At 70.8% G+C, this 26809-nt stretch carries 28 protein-coding genes and 1 pseudogene; 4 read left to right on the top strand and 25 right to left on the bottom strand.

The window, feature by feature from the left end; genetic code table 11:
- Nucleotides 1–37: 37 nt before the first annotated feature.
- Complete coding sequence (locus tag ACWCYO_RS14225) at nucleotides 38–346, bottom strand: muconolactone Delta-isomerase family protein (RefSeq protein ID WP_270151398.1); 309 nt, start codon at nucleotides 344–346, stop codon at nucleotides 38–40.
- 184 nt (nucleotides 347–530) lie between these two features.
- On the opposite strand from ACWCYO_RS14225, the pseudogene ACWCYO_RS14220 reads away from it, so the two are divergent.
- Nucleotides 531–746: pseudogene (locus ACWCYO_RS14220) on the top strand (LysR family transcriptional regulator); the annotation flags it as partial.
- Between the two features lie 104 nt (nucleotides 747–850).
- Here ACWCYO_RS14220 and ACWCYO_RS14215 read toward each other — a convergent pair.
- From ACWCYO_RS14215 to ACWCYO_RS14175, 9 genes are all read right to left on the bottom strand, one after another.
- Nucleotides 851–1441 carry a glycoside hydrolase family 16 protein gene (locus tag ACWCYO_RS14215; RefSeq protein WP_449784405.1) on the bottom strand — a complete coding sequence of 197 codons (591 nt, stop codon included), beginning with the start codon at nucleotides 1439–1441 and terminating at the stop codon, nucleotides 851–853.
- Between the two features lie 71 nt (nucleotides 1442–1512).
- Nucleotides 1513–2412, bottom strand: coding sequence for an endo alpha-1,4 polygalactosaminidase (locus ACWCYO_RS14210; protein WP_270151397.1), 900 nt, complete (start codon nucleotides 2410–2412; stop codon nucleotides 1513–1515).
- Nucleotides 2413–2582: 170 nt separating this feature from the next.
- A complete protein-coding gene (locus ACWCYO_RS14205) occupies nucleotides 2583–3842 on the bottom strand; it encodes a sensor histidine kinase (protein ID WP_270149071.1) in 1260 nt (419 codons plus the stop codon).
- Nucleotides 3839–4513, bottom strand: coding sequence for a winged helix-turn-helix domain-containing protein (locus ACWCYO_RS14200; protein WP_270149069.1), 675 nt, complete (start codon nucleotides 4511–4513; stop codon nucleotides 3839–3841). The genes ACWCYO_RS14205 and ACWCYO_RS14200 overlap by 4 nt, the downstream gene beginning before the upstream one ends.
- Nucleotides 4514–5035: 522 nt before the next feature.
- Nucleotides 5036–5467, bottom strand: a complete 432-nt coding sequence (locus ACWCYO_RS14195; RefSeq protein WP_449784404.1) for a cysteine/serine endopeptidase inhibitor — start codon at nucleotides 5465–5467, stop codon at nucleotides 5036–5038.
- 154 nt (nucleotides 5468–5621) lie between these two features.
- Nucleotides 5622–6470, bottom strand: coding sequence for a chitosanase (locus tag ACWCYO_RS14190; RefSeq protein ID WP_449784403.1), 849 nt, complete (start codon nucleotides 6468–6470; stop codon nucleotides 5622–5624).
- Nucleotides 6471–6648: 178 nt separating this feature from the next.
- Nucleotides 6649–7350, bottom strand: a complete 702-nt coding sequence (locus tag ACWCYO_RS14185) for a polysaccharide deacetylase family protein (protein ID WP_270149063.1) — start codon at nucleotides 7348–7350, stop codon at nucleotides 6649–6651.
- A gap of 227 nt (nucleotides 7351–7577) precedes the next feature.
- Entirely contained in the window at nucleotides 7578–8582 is a 1005-nt protein-coding gene (locus ACWCYO_RS14180) for a helix-turn-helix domain-containing protein (RefSeq protein ID WP_449784402.1), read from the bottom strand.
- Entirely contained in the window at nucleotides 8573–9367 is a 795-nt protein-coding gene (locus ACWCYO_RS14175; protein WP_449784401.1) for an endo alpha-1,4 polygalactosaminidase, read from the bottom strand. Before ACWCYO_RS14175 ends, ACWCYO_RS14180 begins: the two co-directional genes overlap by 10 nt.
- Nucleotides 9368–9419: 52 nt before the next feature.
- Here ACWCYO_RS14175 and ACWCYO_RS14170 point away from each other — a divergent pair, with 52 nt between their 5' ends.
- Nucleotides 9420–9587, top strand: coding sequence for a hypothetical protein (locus tag ACWCYO_RS14170; RefSeq protein WP_449784400.1), 168 nt, complete (start codon nucleotides 9420–9422; stop codon nucleotides 9585–9587).
- 52 nt (nucleotides 9588–9639) lie between these two features.
- On the opposite strand, the gene ACWCYO_RS14165 is transcribed toward ACWCYO_RS14170, so the two are convergent.
- From ACWCYO_RS14165 to ACWCYO_RS14095, 15 genes are all read right to left on the bottom strand, one after another.
- The gene (locus tag ACWCYO_RS14165; protein ID WP_333493522.1) at nucleotides 9640–10938 is read right to left on the bottom strand and encodes a beta-1,3-glucanase family protein; all 1299 of its coding nucleotides are present in this window, start codon (nucleotides 10936–10938) and stop codon (nucleotides 9640–9642) included.
- A 105-nt stretch (nucleotides 10939–11043) separates the two neighbouring features.
- Nucleotides 11044–11562, bottom strand: coding sequence for a hypothetical protein (locus tag ACWCYO_RS14160; RefSeq protein ID WP_449784399.1), 519 nt, complete (start codon nucleotides 11560–11562; stop codon nucleotides 11044–11046).
- Between the two features lie 266 nt (nucleotides 11563–11828).
- A complete protein-coding gene (locus ACWCYO_RS14155) occupies nucleotides 11829–12878 on the bottom strand; it encodes a helix-turn-helix domain-containing protein (protein ID WP_270149053.1) in 1050 nt (349 codons plus the stop codon).
- A 263-nt stretch (nucleotides 12879–13141) separates the two neighbouring features.
- Entirely contained in the window at nucleotides 13142–13588 is a 447-nt protein-coding gene (locus tag ACWCYO_RS14150) for an endo alpha-1,4 polygalactosaminidase (protein ID WP_333493521.1), read from the bottom strand.
- Entirely contained in the window at nucleotides 13515–14300 is a 786-nt protein-coding gene (locus tag ACWCYO_RS14145; protein ID WP_449784398.1) for an alpha/beta fold hydrolase, read from the bottom strand. Before ACWCYO_RS14145 ends, ACWCYO_RS14150 begins: the two co-directional genes overlap by 74 nt.
- Nucleotides 14301–14328: 28 nt before the next feature.
- Nucleotides 14329–15483 carry an FAD-dependent oxidoreductase gene (locus ACWCYO_RS14140; protein WP_449784397.1) on the bottom strand — a complete coding sequence of 385 codons (1155 nt, stop codon included), beginning with the start codon at nucleotides 15481–15483 and terminating at the stop codon, nucleotides 14329–14331.
- A gap of 84 nt (nucleotides 15484–15567) precedes the next feature.
- On the bottom strand, nucleotides 15568–16260 hold the full coding sequence (locus ACWCYO_RS14135) for a TetR/AcrR family transcriptional regulator (RefSeq protein WP_449784396.1): 693 nt from the start codon (nucleotides 16258–16260) through the stop codon (nucleotides 15568–15570).
- 155 nt (nucleotides 16261–16415) lie between these two features.
- Nucleotides 16416–17186 (bottom strand): NmrA family NAD(P)-binding protein, encoded by a 771-nt coding sequence (locus ACWCYO_RS14130; RefSeq protein WP_449784395.1) that lies wholly within the window; start codon nucleotides 17184–17186, stop codon nucleotides 16416–16418.
- Between the two features lie 158 nt (nucleotides 17187–17344).
- Entirely contained in the window at nucleotides 17345–18175 is an 831-nt protein-coding gene (locus tag ACWCYO_RS14125) for a PqqD family protein (RefSeq protein WP_449784394.1), read from the bottom strand.
- Between the two features lie 8 nt (nucleotides 18176–18183).
- Nucleotides 18184–19038 (bottom strand): DUF692 domain-containing protein, encoded by an 855-nt coding sequence (locus ACWCYO_RS14120; RefSeq protein WP_270149044.1) that lies wholly within the window; start codon nucleotides 19036–19038, stop codon nucleotides 18184–18186.
- Nucleotides 19039–19260: 222 nt separating this feature from the next.
- A complete protein-coding gene (locus ACWCYO_RS14115; protein ID WP_270149043.1) occupies nucleotides 19261–19470 on the bottom strand; it encodes a hypothetical protein in 210 nt (69 codons plus the stop codon).
- 107 nt (nucleotides 19471–19577) lie between these two features.
- Nucleotides 19578–21527, bottom strand: a complete 1950-nt coding sequence (locus ACWCYO_RS14110) for a glycosyltransferase (protein ID WP_270149042.1) — start codon at nucleotides 21525–21527, stop codon at nucleotides 19578–19580.
- Nucleotides 21528–21988: 461 nt separating this feature from the next.
- Nucleotides 21989–22330, bottom strand: a complete 342-nt coding sequence (locus tag ACWCYO_RS14105) for a trypco2 family protein (protein ID WP_449784393.1) — start codon at nucleotides 22328–22330, stop codon at nucleotides 21989–21991.
- A gap of 588 nt (nucleotides 22331–22918) precedes the next feature.
- Nucleotides 22919–23146 (bottom strand): hypothetical protein, encoded by a 228-nt coding sequence (locus tag ACWCYO_RS14100; protein ID WP_449784392.1) that lies wholly within the window; start codon nucleotides 23144–23146, stop codon nucleotides 22919–22921.
- Between the two features lie 441 nt (nucleotides 23147–23587).
- Nucleotides 23588–24457 carry a Vgb family protein gene (locus ACWCYO_RS14095; protein WP_270149039.1) on the bottom strand — a complete coding sequence of 290 codons (870 nt, stop codon included), beginning with the start codon at nucleotides 24455–24457 and terminating at the stop codon, nucleotides 23588–23590.
- A 672-nt stretch (nucleotides 24458–25129) separates the two neighbouring features.
- Here ACWCYO_RS14095 and ACWCYO_RS14090 point away from each other — a divergent pair.
- Nucleotides 25130–25687 carry a hypothetical protein gene (locus ACWCYO_RS14090; protein WP_449784391.1) on the top strand — a complete coding sequence of 186 codons (558 nt, stop codon included), beginning with the start codon at nucleotides 25130–25132 and terminating at the stop codon, nucleotides 25685–25687.
- A 13-nt stretch (nucleotides 25688–25700) separates the two neighbouring features.
- Nucleotides 25701–26789, top strand: coding sequence for a peptidase (locus ACWCYO_RS14085; protein ID WP_449784390.1), 1089 nt, complete (start codon nucleotides 25701–25703; stop codon nucleotides 26787–26789).
- Nucleotides 26790–26809: the final 20 nt, after the last annotated feature.

Raw genomic sequence — 26809 nt, 5'->3', positions numbered from 1 at the left:
GCCAGGGTCAACCAGGGTGCGACGCTGGTCAACGGCCTCAGGAGCAGCCCGACGGCGCCCAGCGGGCCGGGTCGTTGGGGTGGGATTCCAAGGCGGTCACGGTGAGGGTCATCCACGGTCGCAGCGGGAGGGTGCCGAGCACCTTCTCGCGGAGCTCGTCCTCGTCTGCGGCCCGCCAGATGCCGATGCTGCGCAGCTCGCCGACCGGGCGCCACAGCCTCGCCAGGCGGCCGGCAGCGGCCAGTTCGCGGGCGCGGACGGCCTCGGCGGCGCGGCGGCGGTCGACCTCCTCCGCGGGGGTGCCTTCGGGCACGGTGGTGGTGATCTCGACCAGGAACTCGTTCAGGGCTTCGTGCGGGAACTGGATCATGTCAGGCTCCGTACAGGGGTGCTCGGTGAGTGGGCGGGGCGCTGCGGGGCGCTCCGCCGTGCGGTGCGCCGCCCTGTGTTCATCGTGCGTCCGTCACCGGACCGGGCGCCACGACCGGCGCCCTTCCTGCTGATGGGCGCAGCCTCCCAGCGCTCGTAGCATGTGGGGCGTGGAGCTGCGCCGACTGCGGTGCTTCGTCACGGTCGCCGAGGAACTGAACTTCGGCCGGGCCGCCACGCGCCTGCTGATCGCCGGCCCCTCGCTGTCGCAGCAGATCAAGGCACTCGAACGCGACCTCGGGGTGCGGCTGTTCGACCGCGACCGGCGCTCGGTGGCGCTCACCCCGGCGGGGACCGCGCTGCCGCCCGCCGACCGGGGCGGGAATCCCCCGGCACCGCCACTCCCGGGGGGAATGCCCCGGGCCCGCCGGAGCCCGCCCGCCGCCGACCGGGAGGGGCGGGCGGTCATGGTCCGAGCCGCTCAGTAGGTGTGGAAGCCGTCGCTGAGCCGCGCCCCGGCGGGGAGCCCGATGCTGCCGCCGATGCCGCTGTCCCCGCTTCCGGGACCATGTGCCGTTCCGTGGACGGTGGCGGGATCGTTGCCAAGGACCTCCATGACGTCGATCTCGCCGTTGGCGGGCCACGGGTGCTGGTCGATGTCCGCACCCGTCATCCAGAACGCCGGCCACAGCCCCGACCCCGTGGGAACGCGGATCCGGGCCTCGAACCGCCCGTACGCGCGGGCGAACCGCTCCTTGGTGGTGATCCTGCCGGAAGTGATGTCACAGGTTCCCGCCTCGCACGGCGCCATCCCCGGCAGGCTCTCCCTCCGGGCGGTGATCGCGAGGTTGCCGGATCCGTCGAGCGACACGTTCTCGCGCCGGTCGGTGTAGTACTGCCACTCGTCGTTGCCCCACTGCGGCTCGCCGCCGCGGTCGAAGCCCCACTTGCCCGGGTCTGGCGCGGCGCCGGCCGCACCGTCGAACTCGTCCGACCACGCCAGTTGCCAGGACGGGGAGGAAGGAGGCGGGGACGGGCTCGCGGGCAGCTCACAGCCTGTCAGCGCCAGCACCAAGGCGACTCCCAGCCCGGCCGCGACCCGTGTCCCGCGCCCCACGCCCCTCACGGCCTCGCTCTCGGGGATCAGGACGTGCCGCATGTCTGGCGGAGGTGTCCCACACTGCCTGCGGGCACGAGCTTCTTGTCCCGCCGCACGATGCTGATCCTGTCTCCCCAGCCTCGGCACGCGGTCTTCATGCCGGAGTCGGTGTACTCGATCACGATCACATGGTCGCCGAACGCGGCGGTGTAGTCGCCGCACTCGTTGTACTGGCCACACTCCTCCGCCACCGCGAAGTCGGCGCCGACCTCCTTGCGGGCCGGGGCGAGCTCCGGGGTGTTCTTCTGACCGACGGCCAAGCCCTTCTCGTGCGCGTGCGCCGCGAGCAGGGACAGGAACGCCTTGGCGTCGTCCGCGGTCAGCAGCCCGTCCGGCGCCCGGGTGTACGTGTCGTAGTTGTCGGCTTCGACGGCCTGGTATCCCTTGGCCGCGCACTCGTCGATCCAGGTGTTCAGCTTCTGCCCGATCCGCTTGCGCTTGGCTTCGGTGTGGATGTCCAGCATCGCCTCCCCCCATTCCTTGTCCATGACGACCTTCCCGGCCTGGTCACGGAGCAGCAGGTCGGCCTCCCACTCCTTCTCCGCACCGGGCTGGGCCTGGAAGCCGTTGAGGTAGCAGATGTTGTAGCTGCCCTGCGCGGGCGGCGCCGTGTGGTCACGGGCGAGGACGGTCACACCCGGCGCGGGGGTGGAGGGACCACCGAGCTGGTAGTCGATGCCCGCGTGCACCGGGGGAAGCGTCACCTGGGACGGTCGCCCGCCGGGTTCGCCCGAAGGCGCGCCGGTCGCGGCCGGTGTCCCCTGGGACGATGAGGGCGCCTCCTCGGAACTCCCGCCGCCCGAACAGGCGGTGGTGAGAAACGAGGCGATGACGGTTGATGCCGTCAGCGCCACGACCGAGCGCCGGGAGAGAACCCTGCTCACATGCACGATCAATGCTCCAGTTCATGCGGGAAACCGTCCCTGCCCCGGTCGCCGCGACCGACACCGGGCCACGGCCCGGACGAGTGGACGGCTCTACTGTGTCCGACGCCGGATGAGCGGAGCATGAGGCGCCGGAACGGTGTCGCCGGCGCCCGGCCGGCCCTCGCGGTTCAGCTGCTCGTCCGCTCCGGCAGGCACAGCTCGGCCACGGCCCCGCCGCCGGAAGCCTGCGACAAACGGGCGGTGCCACCGTGGAGTTCGGCCACCCAGCGCACGATGGCCAGTCCCGTGCCGGTACCGGTGCTCCCCGCTCCGGCGACCCTGCGCTCGAAGACCCGCTCGCCCTCCCCCGCGGGCACGCCGGGGCCGTGGTCGCGCACCGCGACCCGGCCGGCGGTGACGGTGACCTCGACCGGAGTGCCGCCGCCGTGGCGGAGGGCGTTCTCGACGAGGTTGCGGACCGCCTGGGCCAGCAGTTCGGGATCCCCCTCGACGACGACCGCCTCGGCGCTGACCGTCACCCCGGCCGGGTCCGGCAGCTCCTGCACGGTTTGCTCGACGAGTTGGTCCAGGCGCAGTGGGGTGCGTTCGATCTCCTGGGTGCCCGCCTCGGCCCTGGCCCGGGCCAGCAGTCCGGTGACCAGGCGCCCCAGCCGGTCGACCAGCCGGACCGCCTCGTTCAGGGCGGCCGGCGCCCCGCCCTCGGCGGTGGTTCCGTGCTCCACGACCAGACGCAGGGTGGCCAGCGGTGTGCGCAGTTCGTGCGCGGCCTCGGCGAGGAACTGCTCCTGCTGTTCGAGTCCGCGCAGGGCGGGTCGCATGGCGCGCCCGGTCAGCAGGTGGCCTACTGCGGCCGCCACCAGCACGAGCGCGGCGCAGCCGGCGGCCAGCCACTCGACCAGCCGCGCGTGGTCCGCCTCGCCGCGCGCGGGGTCTGCCCCGACCAGGACGGCGGAGCCGAGGATCTTGCCGTCCCAGACCGGGGCCACGGCCCAGCGGTACGAACGGCCGTCGGCCGTGGGGGCGGTGACCACCACGGTCTCCTGCTCCTGCTGGACCGTCCGCCAGAGCTCCTCCAGCCGGGTCTGCTCCGGCAGGGCGGTTCGCGCGGGCTGGGCGTGGCGCAGCTGCGGAGCCGCGCCCGGGGCGGCCTGGATCACGCCGAGGGCCATGGCGTGATCGGCGAGGCTGTCGTCGTAGATGCCGTCGAGGCGCAGTACTCCGCTGTCGTCGTAGTAGAGGACGCGCGCCAGGCCGTCGGCGCCGTGGCTCACCGTGTCGTCCAGGCCGCGGGCACGGGACTGGCTGTCGGTGTGGACGGCGATGGCGGCGAGCACCACCAGGCAGGCCGCGGTCGTGGCGGCGAAGAGCAGGGTCATCGCCCACCGGACGCGGTGCAGGCGTGCGACGGCGGGCGTACGCCCGGTCACGGGCGATCGGCCGGATCGGCGAGGCGGTATCCGGCGCCGCGGACCGTCTCGATGAGTTCGGGCGGGCCGAGTCGGCGGCGCAGCTGGCCGATGAGGACGTCCACGACGTTGGACAGCGGCTCGGTGTGCTCGTCCCAGCAGCGCTCGATGAGCTCGCTGCGGGTGACCACCTCGCCGGCCCGCAGCATCAGCACCTCCAGGACCGCGAACTCCTTCGCGGTCAGGGTGAGCAGCACACCGGCGCGGCGCACCCGGCGGCGGGGGAAGTCGAGGTCCAGCTCGCCGACCCGCAGCTCGGGCAGCCGCGCGGGCTGGTCCCGGCGGCACAGCGCCCGCACCCGGGCGTTGAGCTCGGCGAACGCGAACGGCTTGACGAGGTAGTCGTCGGCGCCGTGCTCGAAGCCGGCCACCCGGTCGGCGACGGCGTCCAGCGCGGTGAGCAGGAGCACCGGAAGGCTGGAGCCCGCCCTGCGCAGGGCAGCGACCAGCGTGAGCGCGTCCCCGTCCGGCAGGGAGCGGTCGGCCACCACGCAGTCGTAGCCGTTGACGGCCAGTTTGAGGTCGGCCTCGGCCAGATCACCGGCCAGGTCGACGGCGAACCCCGCCTCCCGCAGCCCCCGCACGACCACCGGGGCCAGGTCCGCATCGTCTTCGATCACCAGTACGCGCACGACAGGTGAGCCTACCGGGCCGAGATCGGCCTCACGCTCGGCCGGGCGGGCCGCACCCGTGAGGCGGGCCCGGACCAACCACGCCGTCCCAGCTGCCGTTGCGACGGCGGCCGCCCTCCTCGTCGCACTCCACCAGGGTGGGATGCGCCCGGTCACGGCACGATCGTGTCGGTCGTAGGACAGTGGCCTGCGTACGGGATGCTCCTCGGGCTCCCACCGGGCAGCCCCGGGGACGGGGGCTGCCCGGTTCCAGCGGACACGGACGAACGTGCGGGCTGGGCGGCACGCGGACGCGTGCGCGGTGCGTCCGGTGTACGACGTACTGCGAGGTACTACGAGGCCGTCTCGGGTGAAACGGACACTACCTGAACCGCGTTCAGGCCCAGATGCCGGGTTCGACCGCGTTCAGGGCCACCCGTACCGCGCCCGGGGCGAGCCACTCGTCCAGCGGAACGGCAACGACCCCGGGGAGCGGCCTGCGCGGCTTCGACGGGACCGCTGTCGCCGGAGTGGGCGCGGTGCTCAACTGCCGTTGTTCTGAACGAAGGTCCAGGTGACGTTGATGACGCCGAGGTTGGGGTCGGCGAGTTGCTGGAAGGCGGGGGCGCTGAGGTCGATGTGGGCGGGGTCGCAGGTGGGGCACTTGTCGGCGACGGGAACGGTGATGGTGGTGCCGTTGTAGGTCACCTGCACCGAGACGCCCTGGCAGAGCGGGTCGCTGTTCGGGTTGGCCGCGGTCCAGTAGGCGGCGGGAACGGCGACCAGCAGGTCTGTGGAGGCGTTGATGGGGGTGCCGCAGGCTCCGTTGCCGGCGTCGTTGTAGTAGGTCGCGGTGCCGTCGACCGGCTGGTCGACGGGGACGTCGGCGGTGGCGGGACCGGCGGCGAGGAGGGTGAGTGATCCGGCGGCGAGCAGGCTGCCGGCCCACAGACGTATGCGGTTCGATCGGGGCATGGTCTTCCTTCATGGTGAGTTCGGGAGTGGTGGTTGCGTCGGTGGGCCTGCGGCTGGGGCCGTCCGGTGGCTCGGCCCGGTCGGCGCGGGACCCGTGGTCGCGAGGGTGACGAGGGTGAAGTGCGCCTGCTGGCCGGTCGGGTGACCTCGGGGATCAGGCGAGGGTGTAGCTGGAGCCGAAGGCGGTGACGGTGAGCGGGCCGTCGAGGTTGTGGTTGCCGCTCCGGGCGATCCGGCGCAAGCACTCGACCCGGTCGACCGACTTCGACCACTCGTCCTTGGTGGCGGAGTTGGCGGGGTTCAGCAGGTCGTCGATCCGGACGTCGAAGAACGCGTCCAGCCATGCCGCCTCGCCCACGGCGGCCGGCGCGCCGACCTTGTCGTCGGTCCGGCTGATGAGCGCGGGCAGTGCGTCGTACGCGCTGCCGTTGCTGTGCTGGATCGAGGCGTCGTACAGCTCGGCGCGGGCCAGCGCGGTGCTGAGGCCGAGCTGGCCGGCGTCGGCCATGGCGGGGGCGAAGTACCGCTGGGCGACCTGCTCGTCCTGCACCTGGCGGAATACCGCGTCGTTTGCCGCCTGTTGCCAGGCGGCGAGGTAGTCGGCCTCGGGCAGGCCCGAGGTGTCGGCACTGCCGGCGGCGGCCAGTCGCTGGAGTTCGGGGATGAACCGGGCGAGCGGGTTGTCCGGCACCAGACCGGTGTAGGCCTGGATCACCTGGAGCGCGTCGCCGTCGCTCGTGGTGAAGCCGGCCCGGCCCGCCGTCACGCCCCGGCCGTCGCCGAGGTCCTGCGCATAGCCGTACTGGATCTCGGTCGTGCTGTTCTCGAAGATGCTGATCAGCTGGTCGGCCCGGCGGTGCTGATCATCCGTCATCCCGCCGTCAGCGGAGGCGCGCTGTGCCACGGCGGCCGCGGGGGGACGGCCGGCGAGCGCGGCCGAACCGGCGAGGACCACCGAGGCGGCGACGGCCGCGATGAGGCACTGTACGCGGATACGGCGCATGATGCGCTCCGATCGGGAGTGTTCGTGGAGTGGGCCGGGCGCGGCGCACGTGGAGAAGGACAGGAACGGCCGGGGCCCAGCTACTCTCGTCCCCCTCGGGCCCCGCGCGGTGCGCGAGGCCCGAGGACACGGATCCGCCCGGGCGCTACGGGACCTGTGGGTGGCCGGAAGCGGGCGGTCAGCGAACGGCCGGAACGTCGTCGGTGAAGTTGTTGTTGGCCAGGTCGCTGAGGATCTGGTCCATCGCCGCGACGCTCTGGCTGCGGTCGTTCTCCTGCGAGCCGTCGTGCATGAGGATCACGCCGCCGCCGCTGAACTGCCGCTTGTAGTTCTGGAAGATGGTGTCGACACCCGGGGTGCGCCAGTCCTCGGTGTCCACCGACCAGCCGATCGGCTGCATGCCCTGCTGGGCGGCGTACTGGGTCGCATCGGCGGTCCAGGCGCCCTCCGGCGCGCGGAAGTAGTCGATGTTGGCGCCCGGGACCGCCGCGTGGATGGCGTCGGAGGCGGCCTGGATGTCGGCCCGCTGCTGGTCCGGGCTCTGGGTGGTCAGGTTGATGTGGTGCATGGTGTGGTTGCACAGACGGTGGCCCTCGGCGGCTATCCGCTGGACCAGGTCCGGGTAGGCCGCGGCGTGGTCGCCGATCATGCAGAAGGTCGCGTGCACGCCGTGCGCCTTGAGCACGTCGAGCACCTGGGGCGTCCAGGTCGGGCTCGGGCCGTCGTCGATCGTGAGGGCGAAGGACTGGCTGCCCGCGCCGGTCGCCGTCTCGGTGACCACGTCGGGCGTGGCCGCCGAGGCGGCGGTGGGTATGGCCAGCAGCACCACGCCTACGGTGGCGGCGGTGCACAGTCGCTTCAGGGAGGTGCCGATACGCATCAAGGTTCTCCTCATTGCTGGTTGACGGTTCGTCTGATGGTTGTCCATCGCCTGTCGCGGGCACGGGGCCCGGCCGATCCGCCGGGTTCGGGGCGGGGCGCGGGCCGTTGCCTCTGGTCGCTTACGCTAGGCCGGGCGGCACCGCGCGGGCTTGTACGCCAGCGCCAGGCCCGGCAGAACATCAGCGCCACCACACGCCGAGGCGGACTGACGGCGAATCACGGAGCTCAGGCGGACGAGTTGTTCCCCGTGCCCCGGTCCTGGCCGCCGGCCGCGCGGGCGAACTCACCGGGTGTCCGGCCGTACTGACGCTTGAAGGCTCGGATGAAATGGCTGCTGTCGGCGAAGTGCCAGCGGGCGGCGATCTCCGAGACGCTCGACTGGCTCGCCGGATCGGTCAGTTGGTGTTGTGCCTGTTCGAGCCGGCTGCGCCGGACGTACGCGGCGATGCCGTCCCCGGTTTCCGCGAAGGCCCGGTGCAGGGTCCGTACGGAAACGTTGAGCTCACGGGCCAGCATCGACGGGGAGAGCTCCGGGTCGGCGAGTCGCCGGTCTGCCAACTCCTTCGCCGCCTGCGCCAGTACGAGGGCCAGTTTGGGCTCGGTGCTGTCGGCCCGCCCTCTCAGCACTCCCTTGGCCAACTCGACCAGAGTGTCATGTGCGGCCTGCGCGCCGACCGGTGTGAGACCCGCGAAGGTCTCGGCGACCAGGCTCATGTGGGCCAGGAGGAGGCGCGCCTCGGGCAATGCCGCCGAGCCGGTGACCGGTCGCTCGCGGATCAGCGGCCCCAGCACGGACGCCGGCGCGATCAGCACCTTCGCCGACATGCGCCGCGTCTCCTCGAACGTCGGCGGGCCGTTTCGTCGGAGGATGAAGCGCCCCGCCCGCACGACGACCTCGCCGTGACGCCTGCTGGAACTCCGTGGCCGGTGGCGGACCACGTGCATCAGCACCCGATCGTCGCGATCACCGGGGATGCCGCCGTTGGTGCCGGTGAGCGATTCGCCGCGGACATCGGCGAGCAGCAGGTCGTGAACCTCGACGGCGCGCACGCTGATCCGGAAGTCGCTCACTACCCCGGGCGTGACGGCGGGTGCGGGATACGCCTCGCCCACCCGTGCTTCCCAGCTGCCGCGGACGAGGTCGAAACCGAGCTGCGCGTCGTCTGGTTCCGTGGTGTCGAAGGCACCGGACGGGCACACCGCCGTTTCCGTTGGCCGCGTCACGAGCACTGCCGGTAAACGTACTTCGAGTCGCCGGGGGCGGTGAGGTCGCGATCGCGCCGAACCACGGACATCGTCGACCTCCAGCCGTCGCACGCCTTGGCGAAGGAGGTTTCGCCGTACTCGATGTCCAGGACCCGGCCGCCGTACGCCGAAGCGTACTGACCGCACTCCCCGGTGGCGCCGCACTGCTCGGACACGGCGAAGTCGAAGCCGATCTCCTGACGGCGGTCGAGGAGTTCCGCGGTGTTCTTCTGACCGATCGCCAGGCCGTCGGCGTGGGAGCGCTGGGCGAGGAGTGTCGCGAAGGCGACGGCGTGCGACGGGTCGAGCAAGCCGCTCGATCGTCCGTACGAGTCGAGGTTGTCGGGCTCGACCGCTTGGAATCCCTTGCCGGCACAGCCGTCGATCCAGCCGTACTCGATCTCCGCGAGCTCGGCGCGCTTGCCGTCGGTGGAGATGTCCAGCAGCGGCTCGTTCCACTCCTTGTCGATGACCAATCCGCCGTCGGCATCGCGCAGCAGAAGGTCGGGGTGATTGCTCTGCCACCAGCCTTCGGCGCCGGGCTGGGACTGGAACGCGTTGATGTAGCAGACGTTGTAGAGCCCGGGCTGGGGGCTCGCGCCGCTGTCCCGGGAGACCACGCGGACGCCATCGGGGGCCGGATAGGCCTTTCCGATCTGGTAGTCGAACGTCGCGCCCGCCGAAGGCGGGTCCACCTGCTTCTGGCCGGGATCCGAATCGGAGATCGAACCGGCGGTCGGGGCAGCCGCCACCGCGGAGGCGCGAGCCATCGGACGCGGGCTGTCGTCGTTCGCCGCGAGGGCGCGCGGTGCGCCCCCCGCGATGAGGGACAACATCGTCACCGCTGTGATGGCCGTGACTGTCACACTGCTCGTTGCTCGTGGTGAGCGCATCATCGACTCCTCCGATCCTTCGGATGGTGAATACGTGGCGGCCGCTTCCCTGCCGGGTGGTGCCGAGCACGATTTCACTGTCACCGATGCCGGATGAGCGGAGGATGAGACCCGGGCAAAGGTGGCGGCGCCTCACCGGCCGTCGCGGTTCAGCCGTCCGTGCGCTGCGGCAGCAGCGGCGGGAGCGAGCGCGTCTGCGACCCGGTCGCCCGGGTCGCCGCGGCGGCGCCGGAGCCCGTGACGGTGGTGTCGAGGGAGATCGTCCAGGAGGTCGGCGCGGGGTCTTGCACGTGTCCGTCGACGGGCGCGCTCCCGGTGGGGCCGACGTCGTCGTACGGGAAGGCGTAGCCGATGGACGCGTACTGGTGGACGAGCCGGGCGTAGTGGTTGGTGATCGCATCCGTGTAGTACTGCGAGGCCGTAACGCCGTCGGGCTGGTTCTCGCCTCCGGCGAGTAGCAGGGTGCTTCGGTTCAGCGCGGCGCCCAGGCGGGCGGCCACGGCGGAGCGGGCGTCGCCACCGGAGTTGTACAGCGGTCCGCCGTTGCAGCTGAAGATGTCGGCGGCGCTCGGCATCGTGAAGGCCACGCCATTGTCCTCCAGGCCTGAGAAGGTCAGAACGCCTCCCGAGACCGTTGCGGTGAACGTGCCGAGGGACCGGGTGTTGATCGTCAGTGGTGTGCTTGCGAAGCGGCTCCACACCTGGTCGAGGTAGGGGGTCCAGTACCCGCCGAAGTCGGCGGTGGAGTGCATGGGGGACATGACCCGGAGCACGGCGCCGCTGCTGCCGGTGGCTACGAGGGTGTCCCAGGGTGCGCCGTCGCTCGCGTGCTGGGCGATGAGCCCGGAAGCGATGGAGGTCAGGGCACCGGCGGGGAGCGGGCTGACGGTCTGCAGACCGGCGCTGCCGGTCGTCTGCAGGGAGATGGGGGAGGCGACGAGGTCGACGTAGCTGATGTTGGCGTAGAGGTTCGCGCTGTCGTAGGTGAACTCGCAGAAGGTCCAGTCGGTCAGCCAGTTGGGGTCGGAGCTGGTGAACCCGGGCTGGACCAGGTCGGGCGCCCCGCTACCGCTCGGCGGATTGACGAAGAACTGGATCTTCTGATCGACCGAGAACCAGACGCGGCCGCCGATCACGTATTCGGCCAGGGTAAGCGTGGTGGAACTGCCGGATGGGCCCAACGCGATGGAGTGGTCGGGCGCGGGTGTGAGGGGCGATGAAGGACTCGGCAGCCGGTTGAAGACTCCGTCCGGTCCAACGAAGCCGGGCCACCCACCGGCGTCCGTACCGGAGATGTAGGCGTAGACGGCGGCGTTGGAAGCGGAGTTGTTCCGCAGCGTGATCGGCAGGGGCACGGCGGCAGCGGTCGGCGAGGCGAGCCCGGACAGCCAGGCCGGGGTGGTGAGCGCGGCTGCGGAGGCGGCGAGGAAGGTGCGTCGTGAGAGCATGAGTCACTCCAGGGGGATGACCGGGCCGGCAAGGCCGTTCGTTCGGGTCCTGTAGGGCGCCTTCAGTCGCGTCCTCGCCGCCCTGGTCGTCGAGATGAGCGGGCGTCAGTGGATGACGGCCGTGCACTGGCCGTCCGCGAACATCGGGGTGGTGTCCACGGGCAGGCCCGGGTCCGGGCTGACGAGGATGTCGGCGGAGGATCGGGTGACGTACTTCTCGCAGTCGGCGAGGGCGGGTTCGGGCTGCGGGGCGGCCGGACCCATCCACAGGTCGACGTGGTGGACACCGTTCTGCCAGTCCGCAGTGCACTCCACGCAGCCGTCCTCCATGATGAAGTACTTCTGCAGGTGGGGGACGTAGATGATGGTGCCGGGAGGGTACTCGTTGGGATCGGTGGCGAAGGTGGCCGGGTCGTCGTAACTGCCGCTGCCCTCGGTTGCCTGGGTGTGGATCTGCGGGTATGAGATCCGCGCGGTGCCGGAGTTGCCGTTGCCGTCGTCGTTGTCGTTGTAGCCGTAGGCGGTGACGGCGGTTGTCTGGGCGGTGGCGGCGTGGGCCGGCGCGGTGAGCAGCAACAGGCTTCCGGCAAGGGCGCCGGCGGCGATGAGCCGGGGGATGCGCACGGGGAGTCCTCTCGTTCGTAAGGATGTGGGGCGGGGTCCGGTTCACCCGGGCCCTGCCCGTGTTGTCGCGGGTATGGGGCCTGGCCGGTCCATCGGGTTCGCGACGGGACGCGGGCCGTTGCTTCTGGTCGCTCACGCTAGGTCGGACGGCACCGCGCGGGCTTGTACGGCAGTGCCAGGCGGGCGGAACATCAGCGCCACGGCACAGCGGGCTCATCTCATGGCGGCTCATGACCCGGACGAGAAGCGGGCGGTTTCGGCGGACGTCAGCCCCGCGCCGCACCGCCGGCGCCAATGGACGGGAACGGAATCGGCAGGGCGGCCTGGCGGTGAACGGCCTCACTGCTCGCGTCCTGGCCGCCGGCCTGACGGGCGAACTCACCGGGTGTCTGGCCGTACTGACGCTTGAAGGCCCTGATGAAGTGGCTGCTGTCGGCGAAGTGCCATTGGGCGGCGATCTCCGAGACGCTGGACTGGCCTGTCAGCTCGGCCAGTTGGCTTCGGGCCTGTTCGAGCCGGCGGCGACGGACGTAGGCGGCGACGCTTTCGCCGGCCGCCGCGAAGGCCCGGTGCAGGGTCCGTAAGGAAACGTTGAGTTCGCTGGCCAGCATCGACGGCGAAAGCTCCGCGTCGGCTACTCGCCGGTCCACCAGTTCCTTCGCTGCCTGGGCCAGTACGAGGGCCGGCTGAGGCTCGGTGCTGTCGGCCTGGCCCCTCAGCAGCCCCTTGACCAATTCGATCAGAGCATCGTGCGCGGCCCGTGCACCGCCCGGTGTGAGACCCGCGAAGGCCTCACTGACCAGGCTCATGTGGGCCAGGAGCAGGCGCGCCTCAGCCGATGCCACCGAGCCGGTGACCAGTCGGTCGCGGATCAGCGGCCCCAGCACGGACGCCGGCATGATCAGCACCTTCGCCGACATGCGCCCGGCCTCCTCCGAGGCCGGCAAGCCGCCGCGCTGGAGCATGAGGTTTCCCGCCCGCCCGACGACCTCACTGGCCCGAGACCTGCTGAAGCTCCGTAAGCGGGGCCGGACCACGTGCATCAGCACCCGATCGTCGTGGTCGCCGGGGGTGCCGCGGTTGGTGCCGGTGATCGACGCGCCGCGAACATCGGCGATCACCAGGTCGTGAACCTTGACGGCGCGCACGCTGATCCGGAAGTCGCCCGCGGCGCCGGGCGCGAAGGCGGGTGCGGGATACTCCTCGTCCACCTGTGCTTCCCAGCTGCCGCGGAAGAGGTCGAACCCGAGCTGCGCGCCGCCTGATTCCAGGACCTCGAAGGCGAACGTCCCGTCGGAGCCGCGCTTCTTCGTCACCGTCAGGGCTCCTCGTCGTTGAGGTGGCACTGATGTTCCATCAGTGCCACGCTTCGGTCCGAACATGGGGCGGTGCACTCTTCCTCGTCTGCGTGAGGGAACTCGCCGGGTCCACAGCCGGGCTCCCGACGGGTCAGGCAGGCCCGGACCGTCAAGGCGGGGGGCCTTGCTCATGGCCTGGAGCCTGGCGATCCGCCGGACAGTGCGATGCTGCCACCGAATGGGCACTGTGCCCGCCCCAGGGCAACCGGCTGCTCGCCGCGTCACCGAACGGGACCTTGTCGCTGGCGCGTTCGCCAGGAAGGTGCACACAGCGGGCACGGTAGCTGCGTCACGCGCACTTCCGGTAGACGCACTTTCGAGTCGCCGGGGGCGGTGAGGTCGCGATCGCACCAGCCCACGGACATCGACGACTTCCAGCCGTCGCACGCCTTGGCGACCCTGACGAAGGAGGCGTCGCCGTACTCGATGTCCAGGACCCGGCCGCCGTACGCCGATGCGTACCGATCGCACTCCCCGGTGGCGCCGCACTTCTCGGACACGACGAAGTCGAAGCCGGGCTCGGGGATGAGGCCAACTTCCGCTGCTCCCAGGTGGATTCGATCCGTCCGAGCAGGTTGGGTCCACCCGTCCCGGTCAGGGCGTGTTCGGGGCTGCGAGCGCGTCGAGGAATCCGTCGATGGCGGCGAAGGTCGCGGCCGGCTGCTCACGGATGGGCAGGTGGCCCCCGCCGGGGATGGGCACGAAGCGTGCGTCGGGGAAGGCGGCGGCGTAGGTGCGGCCGTAGTCGGGGCTGACGACCGTGTCGTCCTCGCCCCACACGACCAGCACGGGCCGGCCTGCGTCCTTGAGGCGGCCGAGCAGGCCCTCGTCCTGCATCGTGGGCCCCGTGTACGTGCGCAGCGCCGCCAGGCCGGCGGGCGAGGAGATTCGGCGCGGTGCCTCGCTCTCGCTGTCACCGGTGGGCCGCACTGCCGCGTTGCCGCTGGGTCCGGTCGGTGGGCCGGGGACGGACAGCGGGTGGCCGGGCACGGCAGGGCCGATGGCGTTCATGAGGACGAGCCGGTCGAGGTGTCGGCCGGTGTCGCGCAGGGCCATCTCGGCGGCGATCCAGCCGCCGAAGGAACTGCCGACGACGGCCGTCGGATGTGCGTCGAGCTGGCGGATCAGTGCCAGGTACGCCTCGGCGAGGTCGCCCACGGTGGTGAGCTCGGGGACGCGGCGGGTGTCGTCCCAGCCCGGGTGGACGGGAAGCAGGACGCGGTGGCGGTTGGCGAGGTGCTCGGCGAGTGGGGTGAGGCTGTCGGGGCCGGGTCCGCCGTGCAGGAGCAGGACGGGGGCGCCGTGCCCGCTCTCGCGTACGGCCAGGGTGACACCGGGGCACAGGAGCACCTGCCGGCCGGTCGGGGTCGGGGTGGTCATGTGGTGAGCTCCTCGCTGGTCGGGCGGTTCACGCGGACTGTTCCTGGCGGGAGGCGAACTGGTCGACGAGGCCCTGGGGCGCGTCGGCGGCGAAGCACAGGGCGAGGTTGGCGGCGGAGTCGGCGGCGGCGGCCTCGGCGCGGGGGAACATCGCCTGCTCGTAGCGGACGAGCGCGGTCTCGGTGTCGCCGGGGTGGTCGAGGATCGCCCGGGCGAGTCCGGCGGCGTCCTGCATGGCGTTGTTGGCGCCCTCGCCGGCGAACGGGGACATGACGTGGGCGGCATCGCCCAGCAGCGTGACGCCGGGCACGTGCTCCCAGCGGTGACCGACGGGCAGGGCGACGATCGGCCGCGGCACGAGCGGGCCGTCGGCGTCGGCGACCAGCGCCCGCAGACTGGGATGCCAGTCGGCGAACTGCTCCAGCACCGCGGACTTCGCCGCGTCGGGGGTGGTGAAGTCGATGCCCTCCAGCCAATCGGGCGACATCCTGACGGCGGTGTAGACGTGGAGGCTGCCGTCCCACTCACGGTGGGCGAGGAAACCCTGGCCGCCACCGAGCGCGAAGAGCATGCCGCCGCCGACGATCGCAGCCGCCTGCGGGTGACGGGTGTCGGCGTCGAGCAGGTCGCCCTCGACGACGGACACCCCCGTGTAGGCGGGCACCGCGCTGGACACCAGCGGGCGGACCTTCGACCAGGCACCGTCGGCACCCACCAGCAGGTCGGTGGTGAACACGGTGCCGTCGGCGAGCGCCACCTCGTGGCGGCCGTCCGCGAGCGTGCGGGTCGCGGTGGCCTTCGCGCCCCAGCGGACCATGCCGTCGGGCAGGGAGTCGAGGAGCAGGTCACGCAGTCGGCCGCGGTCGACCTCGGGTCGGGTGTGCGAGGAGGCGTCGTCGCTCTCCGCGAAGCGGACGGTGGCGTGCCGGTCCAGGACCCGCATGGCCTCCCCGCCGGGCATCACGAGCCGAAGGAAGTCCTCGTGCAGTCCGGCCGCGCGCAAGGCGACCTGGCCGGAGTCCTCGTGGATGTCGAGCATGCCGCCCTGGGTGCGGGCGTGCCGGTCGGCGTCCAGGTCGAAGACGGCCGCCTCGACTCCGGCGGTGTACAGGACGCGGGCGAGGGTGAGGCCGCCGAGGCCCGCGCCGACGATGGCTATGGAGTGGTGCGTCGTGGTGGTCAAGGTGGTACCTCGATTCGACGGGATTCGACGACCAGGAACGGGATGACCCGGTGCCGGGATGACCCGGTGCGGTGCCGGCTGCGATCAGTCCGGCTGCCGGGGGGTGGCCTGCACACCGTTGACAACCGCGCGGAAGATCCAGGCCAGGCGCTGCTCAGGCGCTCCGGAGACCAGGTCGGCACCCAGGGCCGCGATCCGCGGGTACGTCTCAGCGCTGACCTGTCGCAGCGCGTCCACCAGCGCGTCGTGCTCGTCCTCGGCGGCGATGTCGCGGTCCCGCACGGACTGCTCGGCGGCGGTGGCGGTGGCCACCTGGAGCAGGACGTCCACACCCCAGGCGGCCTGTGCGTCGGGAATCCCGCCCTCGTGCAGGAGCGCGAGGAGCGCCTCGACCAGCCCCAGGTAGTTCGGCCCGGAGGGCCGGGCCACCAGCGCCGAGTGCGCAAGGCCGGGGTAATCGAACAGCACCCGCGTGTAGGAGCCGAGGACCGCCGCGAGCCGGTCGCGCCAGTCGCCGGCCGCACTGACCGGACCGAGGTCGACCGCGCCGAGCAGCTCTTCCAGGATCGCCGCGTGGAGCTCCGCGGTATTGGCCACGTACACGTACAGCGAGGCCGGACCAGTATCGAGCTCCTGGGCCAGGCGCCGCATCGTGACCCGCTGCAGCCCCTCGGCCCGCATCACGCCGACGGCGGTGGCGACGATTCCCTCGTAGCTCAGGGCGGGCTTGGCGGGCCGCTCACGGCGACTGCGCGGTGCGGGGTTCCGGGAGTTCATGCCGCCCACAGTAACGAACATGTTCGTCACGAACAAGCTCGCCACGAACATGTTCGTCAGATCCCACGGGGCTTCCGGCCACTGATCGCTCTGCGCCGACGAGTGATGCCGGCACAGAGCGATCAGTGGCGAAGTGACGTGGTGGACAGCGGATTTCAGGCCGTCACGGCCGGCTTGAAGACCTCCGCGCACCACTGCCGGAACGTCGTCGGGGTCGTCGACTCCGCGGTGCGCGCCTCGGCGTTGTCGAGGCCCTGGTTCTTGGCGTCGAACATGTCGACCATGCCCTGTGCCATCGCGTCGGTCATCCCGAAGCCGGCCATGCGCTCCTTGAACGCCGCGCCCGTGATCTGCTGGTAGCCGATCTCGGTGCCGAGGACCTCGGAGATGATCCGTGCCATGTCGTTGGGCGACAGGTCCTCGGGCCCGAGGCAGGCGACCTGGCCGACCCCCTGCCATGAGTCGTCGAGCAGCAGCTGCGCAGCGGTGGCGGCGATGTCGCGTGTGGCGACCGCGGGGGCCTTCAGGTCCGGGTCGGTCATCATGAAGAACCTGCCCTGTTCCTTGATCGCACGGACCTGGTTGAGCAGGTTGTGCATGAAGGACGGGCAGGCCACCGCCCTGAAGGCCACACCCGATGCGGCGATCAGGTCGCACATCGCCAGGGACGAGGTCACCAGGCCGGCGTTGCCGGCCAGCGGCGTTCCGCGCCCGAGCGCGGTGATGGCAAGGCGGCGGCGTTCGTCGACGACGACTTCGAGGGCTTCGGAGTATTCGTCGTCGCCGCCGGGGTAGTCGAACAGGCCTCGACGTTCCTCCTCGCGCAGGTCGCGCATGGCCTGGGTGACGTGGTTGAGCTGCTCGGTGTGGTCCTCGCCGGGGATGAACCTGCGCACCGTCATCGCCAGCCCGGACAAGCGCTCCACCAGGGCCGCGATCGCAGCGGTGACCCGCTCACCCTTGACGGACTGACCCTTGCAAGGTCGGTGGGGACGGCGACCTCGGTGGCCCACGGAGCCCGGAGCCAGATGCCTCGTCGGCGGATCGGCGGGACCCGACCGCGGGACGCTCGGCCCGCCCGGGTTCAGGCCGCCTGCAGCGTGAGCACTCCGCGCTGTACCAGCTGGGCGCAGAGCGCCAGGCACTGTTCCCGGAGCGTTTCCGGCGGCGGGACCGGCTGGAACTCCCGGGCCACCCGCTCGATCACCTCGGTCAGGGTGCGCTCCGGGGAGCAGGCCCTGAGGAAGGCTGCAACAGCCGGGTTCACCTCGTCCTGGTGAACGCTGCCCTCGGGTGTGGCCTGCAGCAGCAGAAGCATCGTGCGCCGCTGCGCTCGGGGCGGCGTCTCGCCGCGCTCGAAGCAGTCGCCGATCTCCTCCAGGTCGTGGTCCAGGGCCAGCAGACTGGTGGCGGGGGTGAGCCGGGGCCGTACCCGATGGAGCTCCTCCCGCGAGAACGTCGGCGCCGCCGGCAGGGCGCCGGCGGGCGGGCCGCCAGGGAAGAAACGGATCCGAAGGACCGCCACCTCGTAGCTCAGCACGTCGGCCAGCCACGCCGGTTCGTTGAGGTCGGACCCCAGCTTCGTGCGGAGGAAGCCGGCGAATGCCAAGGCCTCGTCCTGCTTCTTCGGCCGGCGGGGCGGGCAGCACGTGTTGTACTCCGGCGCCAGCTCCCACAGGCGCTGCCCGAGGGCCCAGCTGACCAGCGGGAGCGCATCGGTGACCTTCGTCATGCGGTTGACCAGGAGCAGGTGGGAGTACATCGAGGTGCGCGGCTGGTCCAGTTCGCTCAGCCGATCCCTCAGTTCGCGGTCGGCCCACGGGAGTGGGTCCGGTTGCTCGGCCAGCACGGCCTGTCGGGCCCGGGGGTCGGTCAGGAAGCGCGCCAGTGCCTGCTGACGCTGAAGTTCACTCATGTGCTCGCTCACCTGCCGCCTCCGCGTGGCGAGGCCGGCGGCCAGGCGGGCGCCAGGGCCTGTCGTATGCCGTTGAGTTCGGCAAGCAGTTCTGCAGGCGGTGGGAAGTTCTGGTCGCGTTCGATCATCACGGCCTTGAGGGCGGGCATGCGCGGGACGAAGTCGAGCAGCAGTTCGAGGACCTGTGCCGGGACGGGGTGGCTGTGGGTGTCCAGGAGCACGCCGTCCTGCCAGTAGCCGCCGGCGAGGTGGATCTGCAGCACGCGTTCCAAGGGGATCCGGTCAAGGAAGTCGGCGGCGTCGAACCCCAGGTTGGTCGCGTTGTTGAGCACGTTGGTCAGGTCGAGCAGCAGATGGCAGTCGGCCCGGGTGACCACTTCGGTGATGAACTCTGCCTCGCTCATGGTGGACCACGGCACACGGAAGTAGTACGAGATGTTCTCCACTGCGAAGGGCCGGTCGAGCTCCTGGGCGACCAGGCGTATGTTCCGAGCGGCGATCTCGGTGGTCTCCGGGGTGAACGCGAGCGGGGTCAGCTGTCCGAGGTTGAGGCCGGGGACCTGGGTGAAGCAGAGGTGGTCGCTGACCCACTCGGGGTCGGTCCGCTCGGCCAGCTGTTGGATCTTCTTGACGTACTCGGTGTCGGGGGGCTGGTCCGTGCCCAGTGACAGGTCGACGCCGTGCAGCAGGATCGGGAATCTGTCGGCCAGTTCGCGGGCCTCCACCGCCTTGTGCGGTGGCATGTCGATGTATTGGTCGGTGATCAGCTCAAGGAAGTCGATCGAGTCGGCCGCGTCGAGGATTGCCTCCCGCAGCTCCTGTCGGTAGCCGAGCCCGACTCCGAGAACGGACGGTTCGCGCATGGTCGCATCACTCCTGCCGGTTCGGGGTGGTCAAGTGACGTGGTGGCAGCCCGGGGCCGCCCTGTCGGGCCGGCGAAGGTGCCCGCGTGGCTCTCGAAGCGCCCGGTTGGGGGCGCGTTCTCGGCCCGGGACCCCGCCGCCGCAAAGCAGCGGATCACCTTCGCCGCCCTATGTCGCCGGTGTTCCCTCACGCGCCGACCAGGTCGTCGCGATCGGGACGGCTCACGCCGCTGCGGGCGAACCGGCCGCGCACACGATGCAGATCAGGCACACGATGCAGTTGGCCACCGCCGCGTTGGATCCGCGGTTCGGCTTCATCGCACGCAGCTCGAACATCGTGTTCTCGCCGCCGAGCGCCTTGGCCGCGTGGTACTTCGCGGCGTCGACACTGCCTCGCACCTCGATCTTCTGGCTCTTGTTCTGGTCGCTCATGTCATTCCCCTTTCATGGTTTCGTCGTTCGCGATCGTCCGGTGTACGGACGGGCTCTGCCGTTCTCCCCGGCGCGCGCCGCGGGCACGGCCGGTGTGCGCCACTGCGTCAGCCGAAGGTGACCACCCCCTCCCAGTAGAGGCCTTCGAGGACGTCGAGGCACTGTGCCGCCGACGTCCGGTCGGAGTGCGGACCGATCGCGTCGTACCGTTCGCGCGCCAGGTGGGCGATCTGATCGACGGTCAGGTCCCCGGCGCGGAGCAGCTCGACGACCCACGCGGTGGGCTCGCTCACCCGCAGTGGCGCCGTCGCCTCGTGGAACAGGACCTTCAGCGGCCCCTCTCCGGCCGGCGCCTCGCGCCCGGCGGCCAGCGCCTCGAGCACCGGTTCCACATCGCAGCTGAACTCGACGATCTCCGCCTGGCCCACGAGTCGTGGCCGCGCCTGGTCGGGCCGTGCGCGCCAGCCGAGTTCCGCTACCGACGGGGTGGTCGGCTTGTCCTTGGTCGCGTCGCGCGTCCACTCATGGATCTTGTACTCGTACCGGCACACCTCGCGGGCCACGACGGCGTGCGGCGGCAGGACACTGAGGAGCAGTTGGCCGACCCTCAACGCGAGGGCGCGCCGGTCCGCCGCGTCGCGATGGCTGCCGTCGACCTGTGCCGCCCGGTGCAGCCTCCGCTCGTCGTCGGCCGTCAGCAAGGCCTGGGTGCGCGGGTAGAGGCCCGGCAGGGCTTGCGCCACCCCGGCCGGGTCGGCACCGGCGGTGTCGGGGTTTCGGCTCGGGGAGGATGAGCCGGTCGGCTCCGCGGCAACGCTGATGAGCAGTTGCTCGAGTTCCCCGACGTAGGACTCATAGGTCGGTTCGTAGTCCAGTTCCACGTGTCCCCGGCGGCCGATGTCCTGGGCCCGCGCGCCGTCCTCGAGCGCGTAGCGCAGGGCCGCCGCGAGTTCGTCGTGGCGGAGCGGATCGGTGACCACGACATTGCGGCGGTCCCGGATCGCGGCCCGGAAGAGCTGCTTTCGCGCGACCTCGGTGGACACGATCAGGCATCCGCCGCAGGCGATGATCTCCGATGGGATGGTCGGAGTGTGCGCCGCGATCGGGAAGTCTCGTTCCAGGAAGGCGACGGCGGTGCAGCTGCGGATGAACTCAGGGATGGACCAGTGCGGCATGAACGGGATGAGGTGGACGTGGTCGGCGAGTCCGAGCCGGCCCGCCAGCCGGGTAAAGGCGTCCTGTTGCCATCCCTGTACGGCAGCCGCCAGGTTGAATCTGAAGCCGTCCGAGAACAACCGCCGCATGGCGTGGAGCAGGTCGAACGACCCTTTGAACTCGCCGAGTTTGCCGTAGATCCCGAGGACGGGCAGTCCGCTGTCGACCGGCCGGGCCGGCTCCGGGCCGGTCGCGATCCACTGGGACAGCGGACGGGACGGGCCGACCGGGGTGAAGAGGTCGGTGGGCAACCCGAAGGCGGCGCACGAAGTGATCGCACTCTCGTCCACCCCCGCCTCCAGCAACCGGGTGCGCGAGGGCCCCCGGGAGATCAGGCGGTTCGCGCCGCGCAGGACTTCGGTGTAGGTGGTCCGCAGCTCCGGTAGCCGCATGAGCCGGTGCAGGTCGCTGCCCGCGTGCTTGAAGACGTACGGCACCCCGGTGAACCGGCTAGCCAGGTGGGCCGCGACTCCGTACGGCTCCAGGTAGTACGAGAAGATCACTTCACAGTCGTGCGCGCGGATAAGCTCGGTTGCCAGGCCTGCCAGCCGGCTGACGGTCGGATTGCCGAGCGGGACGTAGTAGAGCTCGCGCCGATCGGGAGGCTGCGTGCTGGTGACGATCACGCGCCCGCCGCTTTCAGGGAACTCCGGTGCGTAGGCGCCACTCCCGACCCGGTCGGTCTCGGGTATCCGGATCCGGAAGGTCTCCTCCACCTCGTCGGCGTTCGTGACCACGAAGACGCGGTGTCCCCGCTCGGCCAGGCCGCGGGCGGCCCAGTAGCAGTGCATGCTGACCCCGCCCTGGATCGGCGGGTACTTCGTGAGAAAACAGATGTTCATGCCGCCACCCCAAGCGATGCCGAGATCTATCGGGTAGGTTGAGGGCGCCTTACCGGTCGCAGGCCTTGGAATGGGTACCGGTGGCGCGGCAGAAGCCGTCTCTCACAGTGAACCGGAGATCCGGGCGAACGTAAATGGCTCACAAGAGCTAAAGACGATAATATATCTGCGCTACGAGAGCCCGGCGGATGGTCCGCATACGCCGGAGCGTGTACGCACTTCACGCGCCCCGGACGACGAGAATTCGCGGAAAATGACGCCGAGAACACAACCGTGCCGGCACCGACCATCAGCGTGGCAACGCCAGTACTGTCCGCCGTGACGGGACCCGGCGGGCCACGAGCGCGGAGACTCACCAGCCTTCCGGGCGTTTCTCACCAGCCGGTTCGGTGTCGGCGCTGCAACTCACCTGCTGCCCGGAACGGTTCTCACCGGTTCCCGGGGCGGCTGCTTCGGGTGTGTCAGAACGCGGTGCGGCTCGGGCTCCTGGGGTCACCGTCGGCCCATCGGTCGATGCAGAGGCCAGCGCGGGCCAGCCGCCACCAGGCCGGGGCGAGCCTCGTCGGCAGTGTCGATCTCCTCGAACCGGTCCCAGCTCCACGCCCCAGAAACACACCCCGGCGCCCCTCCCCCGACCGCTCCAGCGCCGGGGAGACCTCCAGTTCAACCTCACCCGGCTCGAACTGGATCATCCGGCCGGCGCCGTCGGCCACGGCCTGCCCCAACCGGCCCCGCAGATCACGGATGATCCGACAAGTTCGACCACTGGTCTCCGGTGGCTCGGGTGATGGACCTGGCCTCACTGCAGGACTTCGAGGACACGTGCATGACGGACCTGTCACGGCCGGCAACTCCCGGGCATGAGCGGCACGTTCGGTGTTCGAGGATCTACCGGCGGAGTCGGCGCCCGGCCGGCGGAGGCGATCTGGTCGGATCCCCGCGCCGCCGTCGCCCTGCCCGCCCGGAACCCGGGCGAGGAAAACGGGCCCAGGCGACGGGTCAGGCCAGCGCGTTCGGGGCGGTCCGCGAGACGCACCCGGGACTGCGCAGCAGTGCAACCGGGCTCCCCCCGGAACCGCCGGCAGCCCATCCGGCGCCGGCCGGCTCCGCCTGCGCCTTCCCCGCCGACGTCCCCTCGCCGGCGGCGGCGAGGCTGCGCTCCACCACCGCCACCGGATCCGCCACGTCGGTCGCCTCGGACGGGCCCTGCGCGACGGCGTTGCCTCCACGTTCTCGGTCCGGCGGCCGGTGGTGCACTGCGCCGGTGGTACCACCGGAATCTGGCCGTTGCCGAGCCGAATGGCGCGGTCTACGGGACCCGGTAGATCCTGTACTCGATCTGCTTCGCTCCGGCCGGACGCCCTCTGCCACGAAGAGGTTCTGAGTGTGGGTCAGTGGGTCGGCGGGGTGAGGCCATAGCGCTGGACGACGTCGTCGAGCCAGTCGGGGTGGCCGTAGGTCAGCCCGTAGGTCGCGGCCAGTTCGAGGTAGGCGGACCGGTCGGTGGTGCTGTCGGCCATCAGGTCGGCGAGGTCGCGGAAGTAGCGTTCGAAGCCGCTGGGGATGATGATCTCGATGATGCGGCCGGGGATGTCGCCGGCGTTCCACATCGCGCGCATCTGTCCGCTGGCTGGCCGCCCGGTCTCCCCCCACAGTCCACCGCGGTCACGGCCGCCTGGAGCAGGCGGTCCGGCTACTGCGCGGGGAACTCAGCAGCTCCGGGGGCATGGGGCCGCGGATGTGCGTCAACCCTCGGCTCCGGCACGGAGCTGCGGCGATGGCCGCGGTCGAGGTCCCAACGCAACCTGATGGTTGTCAGGCCGTCCAGCTGCGCATAGTCATATGTACCTCTCCGGAACACTTTCGTGCCTCGTAGCACGCACTGATCGGACTTGCGATCCGACTGCCACCGGATCCGGTCATCCCGATCCCGGGATCGGGTCAGAACCGGGTCGGGTCGTCCAGCTTCCCGACCTCGGCCCGCCGGCGACCGCTCCCGCCCAGTCCATGGCGGGAGCGGGAGCGGCCCGGCTGGGTGACTGTTCACCTTGCCGGTCCCGTCAGGGGACTACCTGTCCGATCTGGCTCGCGGAGTTCTCGGTGAACCAGAGGTTGCCGTCGGATCCGGTGGTGATTTCCAACGGGCTCGCGCCGGAGGTCGGGATCGCCAGCTCGGAGATCGTCCCCGACGTCGTGATTCGACCGATGTCGTTGCCGGCGTTCTCGGCGAACCACAGGGCGCCGTCCGGCCCGGCGGTGATGCCCCACGGGAACGGGAAGACGGCATCCGTGAGATCGTAGCCGGTGAACACGCCCGCGGTGGTGACCTGTCCGATCTGCGCCGCTCCGGCGTCGGTGAACCACAGGTTGCCGTCCGGGCCGGCGGTGATGCCGATGGGCAGCGAGAGAAGCGAGGGAACCGCATACTCGGTGATCGTGCCACCGGTGGTGATCTGGCCGATGCTTCCGGAGAGCACTTCGGTGAACCACAGGTTGCCGTCCGGCCCGGCGGTGATGCTCAGCGGGTAGGCGCCAGCGGTCGGGACCGCGTACTCGGTGACCGTGCCGCCGGTGGTGATCCGGCCGATTTGGTTGGCGCCCGGCTCCGCGAACCACAGGGCGCCGTCCGACCCGACGGTGATGCCCCACGGGTAGGCGCCCGAGGTCGGGACCGCGTACTCGGTGACCGTGCCGCCGGTGGTGATCCGGCCGATGTTGCCGGCGTTCGACTCGGTGAACCACAGGGCGCCGTCCGGCCCGGCGACGATATCGGCCGGCCCGGCGCCGGTGGTGGGCACCGCGTATTCGGTGAACGTGCCGGTCGTGGTGACGCGCCCCACCGCGTTCGCGGAGTTCTCGGTGAACCACAGGGCGCCGTCCGGCCCGGCGGTGATGCCGACCGGGGCCGAATTGGCGGTGGGTGTCGCCAATTCGTTGATGGTAGAGGTCAGGCGGGGCTGTGACGCGCTCGGTCGGTGGTGGTTCCCGAGGCAGCGCACGAGCCCCACCGGCCCCCGGTGCCGGAGGCAGGACTTCACCCCCGGGCGCAGGGATCCGGGAGAGTGCGGGGAGCCGGCGAAGGCGACGGTGCCGGGCGCGCCGACCACAGCCGTCAGGGCCAGGACGACGAGCGCACGATAGAGCCGCCTGAGGCGGCCGGGGCGGTGGGACATCAGACACCTTTCCTGAGGACACCGCGGGAGCCGGAGCGCCGACACGACACGCATCACCGACGTCCGGCCCGTAGGCGAGAGAGGCGGTGCAGCCGGTCCGATACCGCGACACGCAGGCTCAGGCCGATATCGCTTTCGCGATCGCGCTGCACACGTACAATCCCCGCTGGGTCGGCGTCAAAAACATGGATTGGAGCGAAATATCAGACTTCGCCCTTCGAGATCCGGTCAAGTGAGTCTCATATGACTTCATTTCGTAAGCCCTTCCGATCGGCGATGATGTGTTCGTTTCCCGATCCGACCGAGTGGAGGACCAGCCCGTCGTGGTCGCATTCGGCTGGTCGAGTGAATGGAGTTTTATTGCTGTGTGCATGCGGATAATCATATGTATCGCCACTGGACGGTAGCTGGGTAATCGCCGTTCCAGGCTTGGACGACGAAGGGAAGCCCATGCGCATCCGATATTCCGTGGTCGCCGGAGTCGCGACCGTTGTCGCTGTCGCCGGAGTGGCCAGCGCCGCACCCGGAGACACGACGGTCACGTTCTCGGTCTCGGGCGGCTCGTTAGCGATCTCCGTCCCGGGCTCGGCGGGCCTGGGAAGCGGCTTGCCCGGAAACACCCTCAGCGGACAACTGGGCAATGTCACAGTCACCGATACCCGAGCCCTGCTCACGGCCGCCTGGACCGCGTCCGTGATCTCCACCAGCTTCAAGACCGGCGGCGGCACGGCCGCGGAGACGATCCCGGCCAGCGCGGTCTCCTACTGGTCGGGAACCGCGAGCTCCACCACCGGCTTGGGCGTCTTCACGCCCGGTCAGGCCACGGCGGGCCAGGCGCAGACCCTCGACGTCAGCCGCACCGCCTACAGCCTCACCGGGGGCACCGGCAACAACTCCGCGACATGGAACCCCACGCTCGTCATCGCGATCCCCAACAGCGCGGTGAACGGCGCCTACACCGGGACGGTGACACATTCGATCGCATAGCCCGGCACGCCTGTTGTGTACTGCCGCGGCGGTGCTCGCACTGGCCTTCGGGCCGAGCACGGCCGCGGCCGCCACCCAGCGCGAGACGCCACCTTCCGCCGCCGAGGGCAGCATCGGCCTCAAGCTGCTCGAAGCGCCCCGGGACCGCGAACCCGACCCGCGCGCACACATGTACATCGTGGACCACCTGGCGCCCGGCAGCGTCATCCACCGCCGACTGCAGGTGACGAACACCTCCGACGTCGACCAGCACGTCGACCTCTACGCGGGCTCCGCCGCGGTCAACGGCGGCGCCTTCACCGTCGAAGCCGACCGCACCCCCAACGAGCTCACGACCTGGGTCTCCGTGGACGACTGCGTCTCGGACTCGGATGTGTCCAGTGAGACGACGGGCTGCGGCACGCAGCAGACGGAAGGGTCCACCCGGCCGTCCACGCCGCCGTCCGCCGCCGTGCGTGACGTCCCGGCGCACGGCACGGCCGTGGTCCGAGTCACCGTCCGGGTGCCGCCGAAGGCGTCCGCCGGCGAACGGTACGCAGTCCTGTGGGCGCAGGTCGCGGGCGCTGCCGGGCCGGCTGCGAACGTCCGCCTGGTCAACAGGGTGGGAGTCCGGATCTACCTCGATGTCGGTCCAGGGGGCGAGCCACCGTCCGACTTCCAGATCGAGGAGCTGACTCCCGCGCGCGCCCCCGACGGCACTCCGAGGGTGGTCGCCAAGGTCCACAACACCGGCAAGCGCGCCCTCGACCTGACCGGATCGATGTCGATGACCGACGGACCGGGGTCCCTCACCGCCGGCCCCTTCACTGCGAACCTCGGCACCACGCTCGGCGTCGGTGAGACCGAGCCCGTTACCGTCCCCCTGGACAAGCAGCTTCCCAACGGCCCCTGGAAGGTCCACCTCACACTGGCCAGCGGTCTGATCCAACGCACCGTCACGGCCACGATCACCTTCCCCAACGGCTCCCAAACCGGCATGTCGGTCACACCGAACGGGACGGAGTCCGCTTCGATGCTGCCGGGCATTGCCGTGGGCGTGTCAGCCGTCGCTCTCCTGGTCGCCTGCGGCTTCCGGATGGCTCGCCGCTGGCGGGCGAGCTGAACCCGACGCGCGCCCGGACC

The organism is Kitasatospora sp. NPDC001683 (assembly GCF_053596495.1).
This window is presented reverse-complemented; position numbering and strand designations above follow the sequence as displayed.